Genomic DNA, 11218 nt, shown 5'->3' with positions numbered 1-11218 from the left:
GTCCGCCCGATGGGTGAGCCCCACTGGTCGGTGAACAGAACGACCGTCACACCCCGATCCGATGCCACCTGCGCCAGCTTCTCCAGATGCGCTTCGTAGCGGCGGATGTCGAAGATCACCAGGACCGAGCTGTCATCCATGTCCAGCAGGTATTGCGGCCACACGTTGGCCGAGTTGCCCAGCATCGTCACGTTGGGCCGGATGATCTGCATGTGGTTGAACAGGTAGTCGGCGTTCGAGCGGGTGATGCGGCCGCCCACGACATAGAGATGCCGCTCGGTATCGGCCAGCAACTGGGCCACGGCGTCGAACATGGACTTGTCCAGCCGCTCCAGCGTGTGCCGCATGTTGGTCCAGACGGCCTGCGCGAAACGGGTGATCGGGTGCTCGGTCTCGTCGTCGACGATCCAGGCGTCGCGTTTCGAGATCGGCTTCTTGATCTGCGCTGCAACCTCCTCGCGCAGGGCGTCCTGAAGGGCGGGAAAGCCGTCAAAGCCCAGTTTGCGCGCCATGCGGATCACCGTCGGGGTCGAGACCTGCGCCGCCGCGGCCAGCTTGGTGATCGATTGCAACCCGGCCATCGGATAATCTTGCAGCAGGATCGAGCCCAGCTGACGTTCGGATCGGGTCAGGTCATCAAGCTCGTCCTGGATGCGTTGCTTGACGGTCTTGGCGACAGAGGCCATCGGCGTCCTCGTATTATTCAATTCGTTACAGAATATGATCGAATGTAAATTTGTCTACAGAAAATTTCTTGACAGGCTGAATTTCGCTGTAACAAATGCTACTCATGATTGCCGCGCCCGAGTCTCCTTTGCTGTCAACGATCGAAGCACCCGCCGCACGGGTGTTGAACGCGCTTGGCCGCGCCCCGGCAGTGCTGGTGTGCGAGCATGCCAGCCGGTTCATTCCGGCGGCGCTGGACGGTCTGGGGCTCGAAGCGGATGCGGCCCGCTCTCACGCCGCCTGGGATATCGGCGCGTTGGAGCTTGCGGTCGAGTTGATGGGCGCCCTGGATGCGCCGCTGGTGCAGGCCCGGGTCAGCCGGCTGGTCTATGACTGCAACCGCCCGCCCGAACGCGCCGATTCCATGCCCGAGGTCAGCGAAGTGTTCGAGGTGCCGGGCAACCGGAACCTAACCCCGGCACAACGTGCCCAACGGGTGCGTGAAATCTACGAGCCGTTCCGGGATCTGCTGTCCAAGACGCTGGACGCGCGCCCGGAACCACCGGTTCTGATCACGATCCACAGTTTCACCCCGGTCTACAAAGGACAAAGGCGCGACGTCGAACTGGGCATCCTGCACGATCAGGACGAGCGCGCGGCTCGGGTGATGCTGGACCATGTCGCAGGCTGCGGCCTGAGGACCGCTTTGAACGAACCCTATTCGGCCGCCGATGGCGTGACCCACACCCTGAGCGAGCACGGCGTCGCCCGCGGCCTTCCGAACGTGATGATCGAGGTCCGCAACGACCTGATCGACACGCCCGCCGGGGTCAACCGTATGGCTGGCATTCTGTCCCCGGTTCTGACCCGGACCATCGCGGCATTTTCGCCAACCGGAACAGAGGAGCAGGTATGAATTTCATGCGGGGATATGTTGCGGTCATCGACCGCATGAACCGCTGGATCGGGCGGGTCGTGATGTACGGCATCTTCGTGATGATGAGTATCCTGTTGTGGTCGTCGATCTCGAAGACCTTTTTCCTTCCGTCGCTCTGGACGCTCGAAGTCGCGCAGTTCGCGATGGTGGCCTATTACATCCTGGGCGGGCCGTATTCGATCCAGATGGGCTCGAACGTGCGGATGGACCTTCTCTACAGCGAATGGTCGCACCGGCGCCGGGCCTGGACCGACGCCATCACCGTGCTGTTCCTGATCTTCTACCTGGGTGTGATGATCTATGGCGGCTTCGACTCGCTCAGCTATTCCCTGCAGTATGGTGAGCGCAGCCCGACCGCGTGGCGCCCCTATTTGTGGCCAATCAAGGTGATCATGGTCGTGGGGCTGATCCTGATGCTGCTGCAGGCCATTTGCGAGCTTTTCAAAGATATTCTGCGCCTCAAGGGCGATGACATCCCGCGCGAGGTGATCTGATGTCGTATGAATTGATCGCCATTCTGATGTTCTCGACCATGATGCTGATGCTGCTGACCGGTCAGCGCGTGTTCGGTGCCATCGGCTTTGTGGCCGTGGTGGCTGCGCTGCTGCTGTGGGGAGACCGCGGCGGCTATGATATCGGGTTTTCGGCCGCGATGAAGCTGATGAAATGGTACCCGCTGCTGACGCTGCCGATGTTCATCTTCATGGGTTACGTTTTGGCCGAGTCCAAAATCGCCGACGACCTGTACAAGATGTTCCATGTCTGGATGGGCGGACTGAATGGCGGGCTGGCCATTGGCACGATCGGCTTGATGGTGCTGATTTCGGCAATGAACGGGCTGAGCGTGGCAGGCATGGCGATCGGGGCCACGATTGCGCTGCCCGAGCTGCTCAAACGCGGCTATGATAAGAAAATGGTGACCGGGGTTATCCAGGCCGGGTCATCGCTGGGCATTCTCGTGCCGCCGTCGGTGGTGCTGGTTCTCTATGCGATGATCGCGCGTCAGCCGGTGGGGCAGCTGTGGCTGGCGGGTATCCTGCCGGGCCTGATGATGGCGGGGATGTTCATCCTGTACATCGTGATCCGCTGCCGGATAAACCCGGAACTCGGCCCGGCCCTGTCCAAGGAAGAGCGCGACGTGCCAATGGCGGAGAAGCTACGGCTGCTGCGCGCGGGTCTGCTGCCGCTGGCGATTTTCGCGGCAATGATGGTGCCCTTCGTCAATGGCTGGACCTCGCTGGTCGAAAGCTCGGCCATCGGTGCGCTGACGGCCTTTGCCGCCGCGGTTCTGAAAGGGCGGATGACGCGCAAGGTGTTCGAGGTCTCGGTCCGTTCGACCCTGGGCATCACCTGCATGTTCATGTGGATCATCCTGGCCGCCTTGGCCTTTGGCGCGGTGTTCGATGGGCTGGGCGCCGTGCGCGCGATCGAGACGCTGTTCACCGAACGGCTGGGCCTGAACCCGTGGGTGATCCTGATCCTGATGCAGCTAAGCTTCATCGTGATGGGCACCTTCCTGGACGACACCGCGATGCTGGTGATCGTTGCGCCGCTGTACGTGCCGCTGGTGGGGGAACTGGGGTTCGACCTGATCTGGTACGGGGTGCTGTACACGATCACCACGCAGATCGCCTATATGACGCCGCCCTTCGGCTATAACCTGTTCCTGATGCGGGCCATGGCCCCGCCCGAGATTTCGCTGCGCGACATCTACGGCTCGATTCTGCCCTTCGTGATGGTGATGACGCTGGCGCTGGCCATCATAATGACCTTCCCGCAGATCGCGCTGTGGCTGCCCGACTACATCTACAACAAATGACCCCGGACATACCGGGGCACATGCGAGAGGATGGTCTCTCGCCCATAGAAACCGACAACGGAGAGAGAAGATGACGAACAGACGCACATTCCTGAAAGGGGCCGCCGCGGCCCCGGCAGCCGCGCTGGCCACGCCCGCACTGGCGCAATCCACGATCCGCTGGCGCATGCAGACATATGCCGGCCCCGCGCTGGCCGAGCATGTGATCGATCCGGCCATCAAGATGTTCAACCAGATCGCCGGCGACCGGATGCAGATCGAGCTGTTCTATGCCGACCAGCTGGTGCCCACGGGCGAGCTGTTTCGCGCCATGCAGCGCGGCACGATCGACGCGGTGCAGTCGGATGATGACTCGATGGCCTCGCCCACTGAGGTAACCGTGTTCGGCGGCTATTTCCCGTTTGCCTCGCGCTATTCGCTGGACGTTCCGGTCCTGTTCAACCAGTACGGTCTGAACGAGATCTGGGACGAAGAATATTCCAAGGTGGGCGTCAAGCACATCTCGGCCGGCGCCTGGGACCCGTGCCATTTCGCCACCAAGGACCCGATCAACAGTCTTGAGGACCTGAAGGGCAAGCGGGTCTTCACCTTCCCGACGGCGGGCCGGTTCCTGTCGCAGTTTGGCGTGGTCCCCGTGACCCTGCCGTGGGAGGACATCGAGGTTGCCGTGCAGACCGGCGAGCTGGACGGCATCGCCTGGTCGGGCATCACCGAGGATTACACCGTCGGCTGGGCGGATGTGACCAACTACTTCCTGACCAACAACATCTCGGGCGCCTGGGCCGGGTCGTTCTTTGCCAACATGGACCGCTGGAACGAATTGCCCGAAGACCTGCAGACCCTGTTCCGAGTCTGCACCGACCAGTCGCACTACTACCGTCAGTGGTGGTACTGGGGCGGCGAGGCATCACTGCGCGTGAATGGTGACAAGCTGAAGCTGACCACCATCCCCGACGAGGAATGGGCGCAGGTCGAAGCGGCCGCCGTTGCCTTCTGGGATGAGATCGCCGCCGAGTCCGAGACCAAGGCCAAGGTCGTCGAGATCATCAAGCGCTACAACGCCGACATGCAGAAGGCCGGGCGTCCATATCGCTATAGCTAAATCTGATACTCCGGCGCGCGGGTTGAATCGTGCGCCGGGGGTTCTGGCCGGTGCCCGTTCGGGCGCGGGTGACCGCAAGAGCAAGTTCGCCAGTGTGAGACTAGGCCGGGGTCTTGGAAGTGACGAGGAATGAGAACAATGGGCATTGACGCGATTTTGGCGGATCTGAAGGTCCAGGTCGATGAAGGCGATGTGGATACCGTGCTTGTCTGCATGGTGGACATGCAGGGCCGCCTGATGGGCAAGCGCTTTCATGCGGGGCATTTCGTGGCCGGCGCGTGGCGCGAGACCCATTGCTGCAACTACCTGCTGGCCACCGATCTCGAGATGGCGACGCCGGACGGCTATGCCTCGACCAGCTGGGAGCGCGGCTATGGCGACTATGTCATGAAGCCCGACCTGAGCACCCTGCGCCCGGTGCCGTGGCTGGAGGGCACGGTGATGGTGATGTGCGACGTGCTGGATCACCACACGCATGAAGAGGTGCCGCATTCTCCGCGCGCCATTCTGAAGAAGCAGGTCAATCGCCTGAAGGCCATGGGCTATGAGGCGATGTGCGCGACCGAGCTGGAGTTTTTCCTGTTCGAGAAGAGCTTCGACCAGATCCGCAAGGAGGGATTCCGCGACCTGCAGCCGATCTCGGGCTACAACGAGGATTACCACATCCTTCAGACCACCAAGGAAGAGCATGTGATGCGGCCGATCCGCAATCACCTGTGGAACGCGGGCATTCCCGTCGAGAATTCAAAGGGCGAGGCCGAGGCCGGCCAGGAAGAATTGAACATCAAATACGCCCCGGCCATGCAGACGGCAGAGTATCACTCGATCGCCAAGAACGCGGTCAAGGAGATTGCATTCCAGCAGGGCCATGCGGCGACCTTCCTGCCGAAATGGCATCATGACCGGGTCGGAAGTTCGTCGCATGTGCATCAGTCGCTTTGGGCGGACGGGCAGCCGGCATTTTTTGACAAGGCCGACCCGCTGGGCATGTCGGACCTTATGAAGAGCTACATGGCGGGCCTGCTGAAATACGCGGCTGATTATACCTATTTCATGGCGCCCTACATCAACAGCTACAAGCGGTTCATGAAGGGCACCTTCGCGCCGACGCGGATCATCTGGTCGGTGGACAACCGCACTGCGGGGTTCCGGCTGTGCGGCGATGGCACCAAGGCGGTGCGGGTGGAGTGCCGGATTCCGGGTTCGGACATGAACCCCTATCTGGCCATCGCCGGAATGCTGGCCGCGGGGATCGCGGGCATCGAGGAGGGGCTGGAGCTGCAGCCGCCGACCAAGGGCGATGTCTATCAGGGGGATACGGGCATGATTCCGGGTAACCTGCGTGCGGCGCGGGATGCGCTGCATGGGTCGTCCATGCTGCGGGCGGCCATGGGCGATGACGTGGTGGACCACTATGTGCGTGCCGCCGAGGTCGAGATCGAGGAATTCGAGCGCGTGGTGACCGATTGGGAGATTGCCCGCGGGTTCGAGCGGGCATAAAGGGCGGATGTGAGGGGCCAGCCCCTCACGCTCCCCGTGATATTTTTGGCCAGATGAAGCAGCGGGCCTGTTTTGCTTGAGGATGGAGTGACCATGGGTCAGGTGTTGAAATGTATCTCGCCGATCGACGGATCGGTGTTTGCCGAGCGGACTGCGCTGGATCGTGACACGGCATTCGCCGCAGCGGGCCGGGCACGTGCAGCGCAGGCGGATTGGGCGGCGCGGCCCTTGCAGGAGCGGATCGATCTGGTGATGGCCGGCGTTGCAGCCGTGGGGGCGATGAATGACGAGATCGTGCCGGAACTGGCGCGGATGATGGGCCGGCCGGTGCGTTATGGCGGCGAGTTCGGCGGTTTCAACGAACGCGCGACCTACATGGCGGGCATCGCGAGCGATGCGCTGGCCGATATTGCCGTGGGTGAGGACAAAACATTCAAGCGCTACATCAAGCGCGTGCCGCATGGAGTGGTGTTCGTTGTGGCGCCCTGGAACTATCCGTACATGACGGCGATCAACACGGTGGCGCCCGCCTTGATCGCGGGCAACACGGTTGTGCTGAAACATGCCACGCAGACCCTGTTGGTGGGCGAGCGGATGGCGCGGGCCTTCCATTCGGCAGGGGTGCCCGAGGATGTGTTCCAGAACCTGTTTCTGAGCCATGACGTGACCAACGAATTGATCGCTGGCAAGGCGTTCGATTTCGTGAACTTCACCGGCTCGGTTGCCGGAGGGCAGGCGATGGAACGGGCGGCGGCCGGCACCTTTACCCCCGTCAGCACCGAGTTGGGGGGCAAGGATCCTGGCTATGTCATGGACGACGCCGATCTGGATGCGGCGGTCGAGACGCTGATCGACGGGGCCATGTTCAACTCGGGCCAGTGCTGCTGCGGGATCGAGCGGATCTATGTGCATGAAAGCCTGTATGACGATTTCGTTGCCAAGGCGGTCGAGATCGTCATGGGCTACAAGCTGGGCAATCCGCTGGACCCTGAGGCGACGCTGGGACCGATGGCCAACGTGCGCTTTGCAGACGAGGTGCGCGCGCAGATCGCCGAGGCCGTGGCCGCCGGCGCCGTGGCGCATATCGAGACCTTTGCCGAGGATGACGGCGGCGCCTATCTGACGCCGCAGATCCTGACCAATGTCACCCACGACATGCGCGTGATGCGCGACGAAAGCTTCGGCCCGGTCGTGGGGATCATGAAAGTGTCCTCGGATGACGAGGCCATTGCCCTGATGAATGACAGCGAATTCGGCCTGACCGCCTCGCTGTGGACGCGCGACGTGGCGCGGGCCGAACGCATCGGCGACCGGATCGAGACCGGAACCGTGTTCATGAACCGGGCCGACTATCTGGACCCGGGCCTGTGCTGGACCGGGTGCAAGAATACCGGCCGTGGCGGCGGCTTGTCGGTCATCGGATATCACAACCTGACACGTCCCAAATCCTACCACCTGAAGAAGGTGACGGGCTGAGGGCGATTTGCCTGCCCCGGACCGACCCCCTCGCCGGGGCAGGCCTCAGACACAAGGAAAGCTGACATGAGTCTTGTTGGAAACTGGTCCTATCCGACCACGATCAAATTCGGTGCTGGCCGCATCAAGGAACTGCCCGAGGCCTGCGCGGCGGCGGGGATCAAGCGCCCGCTGTTGGTGACCGACCGCGGTCTGGCCGATCTGCCGATCACCGCGACAACGCTGGACATTCTCGAGGCCGCAGGCCTGGGCCGGAGCCTGTTCAGCGAGGTCGACCCGAACCCGAACGAAAAGAATCTCGAGGCCGGTGTGGCCGCCTACAAGGCGGGGGAACATGACGGTGTGATCGCGTTCGGTGGCGGCTCGGGGCTGGATCTGGGCAAAATGGTCGCCTTCATGGCCGGTCAGACCCGCCCGGTCTGGGATTTCGAGGATATTGGCGATTGGTGGACCCGCGCGGATGCCGACGCCATAGCTCCGATCATCGCGGTGCCGACGACGGCCGGCACCGGCTCGGAAGTGGGCCGTGCCAGCGTCATCACCAACTCGGAAACCCATGCCAAGAAGATCATCTTCCACCCAAAGGTGCTGCCGACCGTGGTGATCTGCGACCCTGAACTGACCGTGGGCATGCCGAAATTCATCACCGCCGGCACCGGCCTGGATGCCTTTGCGCATTGTGTCGAGGCCTATTCCAGCCCGCATTACCATCCGATGAGCCAGGGCATCGCGCTGGAAGGGATGCGGCTGGTCAAAGACTATCTGCCGCGCGCCTATGCGGACGGCACGGACATTGAGGCCCGCGCCCAGATGATGAGTGCGGCCGCCATGGGAGCGACGGCTTTCCAGAAGGGGCTGGGTGCGATCCACGCCATGAGCCACCCGATCGGCGCGGTGTTCAACACCCATCATGGCACCACCAACGCGGTCTGCATGCCCGCGGTTCTGGAGTTCAATGCCGCTGCGATTGCCGACCGGTTCGACGCGGCCGCAGCCTATCTGGGCATTTCGGGTGGGTTCGACGGATTTCGGGCCTTCGTGCAGGAATTCAACGACTCGCTGGGGATCCCGCGCAAGCTGTCCGATCTGGGCGTGACCGAGGATGCGATCCCCGACCTGGTCAAGGGTGCGATCGTCGATCCGTCCTGCGGCGGAAACCCGATCGAGTTGACCGAGGACAACCTGACCCAGCTGTTCCGCGCGGCGCTGTAAGCGCAACGCCGGGCCACTTGAAACCCCGGCGGCGATTGCTTGACGTTCGCGGATGCGGCCCGCAAGTTGGGTCCGCAACATGGTGGCCGGTGGGGCCAACGATGGATAGGAGCATCGGTATATAGATGCGAACGCCAACATGACGCAGCCGGACTGGACCGACCGGTTCAATGGAACTCGCCGCTTGCCGGACCGGGTCCGCGACCGGCTGCGCAAGGCGGCGCGTATCGTGCGGGTTGCGAAGGGTGCGCAGGTGTTTGGCCCGGACAATGTGCCCGAAAGCCTGTTGTTTCTTTACGCTGGTCGAATTCGGGTGTCCCAGCGGTCCGATACGGGGCGCGAGATCGTGCTGTATCGCGTCGAGGCCGGCGACAGCTGCGTTCTGACTACGGCCTGCATGCTGGCCGAGGAGGCATACAATGCTCAGGGGATCGCGGAAACGGACGTGACGGCCGTTGTTCTGCCAAAGGCCGAGTTCGACCGGCTGGCGGCCGAAGAAGACGCGTTTCGCAGCTTTGTCTTCGAGGCCTATTCGCGCCGGTTGATCGATCTGTTGCGGGTGGTTGATGATGTCGCCTTCGGGCGCATCGATGTGCGGTTGGCGGAACGGTTGCTGGCGCTGGCAGGCGAGTCGTCCGAGATACAGGTGACCCACCAGCAACTGGCCGACGAGCTTGGAACCGCCCGTGAAGTGATCTCTCGTGTCCTGAACGATTTTCAGAAGCGCGAGTTGATCACCCAGTCGCGCGGGCGAGTCACCCTTGCCGACAAGGCTGCATTGCAGTCGCTGGCGCAAAGCGGCTGAGTTTTTCCTGAAATCCACCGGCTTTCGTGACATTGTCACTGAAGGGGCCGGAAACCTGCCCTATGTGTTATTCAAGACTTGGAATGTAGAGTGTACTTGGCATTTGCCAGCAAACTGCCGTTTTTCGACGGCGGCATCGAAAAATGGGGTGCAGTGATTGTCGGCGTAGTGATGCTGATCACTTCGGCGCTGCGGATCTGCCCGCTTGACGGTGCCTTCGGCATCAAAACCTGTAAGAGGACCTGAGATGGAGACTGTATTTACACCTTTCGCTTCTTTCGGGGGCGGTTTGCTGATCGGCCTGGGGGCCGTTCTTCTGATGCTGGGGCTGGGTCGCATCATGGGGGCGACCGGGATCATGTCGGGGCTGGTTTTTCCCGAGAACGTCTCGGAGTTCTCATGGCGTCTGGCTCTGGTGGCAGGCATGATCGTGGCGCCGGGGCTGATCTTCGCGGTCACCGGCACGATGCCCGCGATTGACGTACCGGTCAGCCCGCTGATGATTGCCGTCGGAGGTGTCATCGTCGGACTCGGTGCCAGCCTCGGGTCCGGGTGTACGTCGGGCCACGGTGTCTGCGGCCTGTCGCGCCTGTCGGTGCGGTCGCTGGTGGCGGTACCGACCTTCATGGCGACCGCGGCCATCACCGTTTTCATCATTCGCCATGTGATCGGAGGGTAAGCCGATGAAACTGTTTCATACCTTCCTGACCGGCCTCGTCTTCGGCGTGGGGATTGCCATCTCGGGCATGATGAACCCGGCCAAGGTCCTGAACTTCTTTGACATTGCCGGCACCTGGGACCCCAGCCTTGCCTTCGTGATGGGCGGTGCGCTTGTGGTGACCTTCATCGGCTATCGGCTGATTTGGCGCCGGGACGCGCCCCTGTTCGCCGCGCGGTTCCAGATTCCGACCTCGACCGTCATCGACGGCAAGCTGATCGGTGGTTCGGCCCTGTTCGGCATCGGGTGGGGTATTGCCGGGTTCTGCCCCGGAGCGGCCCTCCCGGCCCTGGGTACCGGACGGTGGGAGGTGGTGTTGTTCCTGGGGGCCGTCGCCGTGGGCCTGGTCCTGGCCCGGATCCTGCAGGGCAAACCATTGTTTTCGCGCTCGGCCAAGGCCTGAGCGCCCAAGAGGAGACACAATCATGAACGATCAGAAATCAATCGACGCCCACAACCAGCGGATGGCGGATGCGATTGCAACGCCGATTGCCGAGTATCCGGTCGATCTGAGCGTCAAGCCCGAGGTTCAGGGCTTCTACGACGAGGCGACGGCGACGATCAGCTATATCGTCAAGGACCCCACGTCGAACGCTTGCGCGATCATCGACAGCGTGATGGACATCGACTATGCCGCCGGCCGGATCACCTTTGAACATGCCGATCTGCTGATCGCCGAGATCGAAAAGCAGGGGCTGAAGTTGGAGTGGATCATCGAGACGCATGCGCATGCCGACCACCTGTCGGCGGCGCCCTACATCCAGCAGAAGCTGGGCGGCAAGATCGGTATCGGCGAGAACATCAAGATCGTGCAGGAGGTCTTCGGCAAAATCTTCAACGAAGGCACCGAGTTCCAGCGCGACGGCAGCCAGTTTGATGCGCTGTTCACCGATGGCATGACCTACAAGATCGGCAACATGACCGCTTTTGCCATGCACACGCCGGGCCATACGCCGGCCTGCATGACCCATGTGATCGGCGAT

13 protein-coding genes are annotated in these 11218 nt (G+C 62.3%); 12 read left to right on the top strand and 1 reads right to left on the bottom strand.

Features of this window, described 5'->3' with window-relative positions; genetic code table 11:
* Positions 1-686, bottom strand: a 686-nt coding sequence (locus AC2FM3_RS17220; protein WP_496684288.1) for a MurR/RpiR family transcriptional regulator, incomplete at its 3' end; no start/stop codon positions are given.
* A 95-nt stretch (positions 687-781) separates the two neighbouring features.
* Between AC2FM3_RS17220 and AC2FM3_RS17215 the strand changes: the two genes are divergently transcribed.
* The 12 genes from AC2FM3_RS17215 to AC2FM3_RS17160 form a co-directional block, all read left to right on the top strand.
* Positions 782-1582, top strand: a complete 801-nt coding sequence (locus tag AC2FM3_RS17215) for an N-formylglutamate amidohydrolase (RefSeq protein ID WP_496684286.1) — start codon at positions 782-784, stop codon at positions 1580-1582.
* Entirely contained in the window at positions 1579-2097 is a 519-nt protein-coding gene (locus AC2FM3_RS17210; RefSeq protein WP_496684282.1) for a TRAP transporter small permease subunit, read from the top strand. The genes AC2FM3_RS17215 and AC2FM3_RS17210 overlap by 4 nt, the downstream gene beginning before the upstream one ends.
* Positions 2097-3422, top strand: coding sequence for a TRAP transporter large permease (locus tag AC2FM3_RS17205; protein ID WP_170448192.1), 1326 nt, complete (start codon positions 2097-2099; stop codon positions 3420-3422). The genes AC2FM3_RS17210 and AC2FM3_RS17205 overlap by 1 nt, the downstream gene beginning before the upstream one ends.
* Before the next feature lie 70 nt (positions 3423-3492).
* Positions 3493-4524 (top strand): TRAP transporter substrate-binding protein, encoded by a 1032-nt coding sequence (locus AC2FM3_RS17200; protein WP_496684279.1) that lies wholly within the window; start codon positions 3493-3495, stop codon positions 4522-4524.
* A 138-nt stretch (positions 4525-4662) separates the two neighbouring features.
* Positions 4663-6024 carry a glutamine synthetase family protein gene (locus AC2FM3_RS17195; RefSeq protein WP_496684277.1) on the top strand — a complete coding sequence of 454 codons (1362 nt, stop codon included), beginning with the start codon at positions 4663-4665 and terminating at the stop codon, positions 6022-6024.
* Positions 6025-6117: 93 nt separating this feature from the next.
* Positions 6118-7500, top strand: a complete 1383-nt coding sequence (locus tag AC2FM3_RS17190) for an aldehyde dehydrogenase family protein (protein WP_496684273.1) — start codon at positions 6118-6120, stop codon at positions 7498-7500.
* 66 nt (positions 7501-7566) lie between these two features.
* The gene (locus tag AC2FM3_RS17185) at positions 7567-8712 is read left to right on the top strand and encodes an iron-containing alcohol dehydrogenase (protein ID WP_496684270.1); all 1146 of its coding nucleotides are present in this window, start codon (positions 7567-7569) and stop codon (positions 8710-8712) included.
* 139 nt (positions 8713-8851) lie between these two features.
* Positions 8852-9517 (top strand): Crp/Fnr family transcriptional regulator, encoded by a 666-nt coding sequence (locus AC2FM3_RS17180; RefSeq protein ID WP_496684267.1) that lies wholly within the window; start codon positions 8852-8854, stop codon positions 9515-9517.
* Positions 9518-9613: 96 nt separating this feature from the next.
* Positions 9614-9763 carry a YgaP family membrane protein gene (locus AC2FM3_RS17175; RefSeq protein ID WP_496684264.1) on the top strand — a complete coding sequence of 50 codons (150 nt, stop codon included), beginning with the start codon at positions 9614-9616 and terminating at the stop codon, positions 9761-9763.
* A gap of 1 nt (position 9764) precedes the next feature.
* The gene (locus tag AC2FM3_RS17170) at positions 9765-10196 is read left to right on the top strand and encodes a YeeE/YedE family protein (RefSeq protein ID WP_496684262.1); all 432 of its coding nucleotides are present in this window, start codon (positions 9765-9767) and stop codon (positions 10194-10196) included.
* A 4-nt stretch (positions 10197-10200) separates the two neighbouring features.
* Entirely contained in the window at positions 10201-10638 is a 438-nt protein-coding gene (locus AC2FM3_RS17165; protein WP_496684259.1) for a DUF6691 family protein, read from the top strand.
* 85 nt (positions 10639-10723) lie between these two features.
* A partial coding sequence (locus tag AC2FM3_RS17160; RefSeq protein WP_496684291.1) for an MBL fold metallo-hydrolase occupies positions 10724-11218 on the top strand: 495 nt, incomplete at its 3' end.

The sequence above is a fragment of the Ruegeria sp. BHSB172 genome, from assembly GCF_059613165.1.
The sequence above is the reverse complement of the archived record's forward strand: the minus strand, read 5'-3'. Positions and strand labels throughout refer to the sequence as shown.

Excerpts from the sequence above, each read along its gene's own strand:
- AC2FM3_RS17215 (WP_496684286.1), top strand. The coding sequence starts at position 782 with ATGCTACTCATGATTGCCGCGCCCGAGTCTCCTTTGCTGTCAACGATC.
- AC2FM3_RS17210 (WP_496684282.1), top strand. The coding sequence starts at position 1,579 with ATGAATTTCATGCGGGGATATGTTGCGGTCATCGACCGCATGAACCGC.
- AC2FM3_RS17205 (WP_170448192.1), top strand. The coding sequence starts at position 2,097 with ATGTCGTATGAATTGATCGCCATTCTGATGTTCTCGACCATGATGCTG.
- AC2FM3_RS17200 (WP_496684279.1), top strand. The coding sequence starts at position 3,493 with ATGACGAACAGACGCACATTCCTGAAAGGGGCCGCCGCGGCCCCGGCA.
- AC2FM3_RS17195 (WP_496684277.1), top strand. The coding sequence starts at position 4,663 with ATGGGCATTGACGCGATTTTGGCGGATCTGAAGGTCCAGGTCGATGAA.
- AC2FM3_RS17190 (WP_496684273.1), top strand. The coding sequence starts at position 6,118 with ATGGGTCAGGTGTTGAAATGTATCTCGCCGATCGACGGATCGGTGTTT.
- AC2FM3_RS17185 (WP_496684270.1), top strand. The coding sequence starts at position 7,567 with ATGAGTCTTGTTGGAAACTGGTCCTATCCGACCACGATCAAATTCGGT.
- AC2FM3_RS17180 (WP_496684267.1), top strand. The coding sequence starts at position 8,852 with ATGACGCAGCCGGACTGGACCGACCGGTTCAATGGAACTCGCCGCTTG.
- AC2FM3_RS17170 (WP_496684262.1), top strand. The coding sequence starts at position 9,765 with ATGGAGACTGTATTTACACCTTTCGCTTCTTTCGGGGGCGGTTTGCTG.
- AC2FM3_RS17165 (WP_496684259.1), top strand. The coding sequence starts at position 10,201 with ATGAAACTGTTTCATACCTTCCTGACCGGCCTCGTCTTCGGCGTGGGG.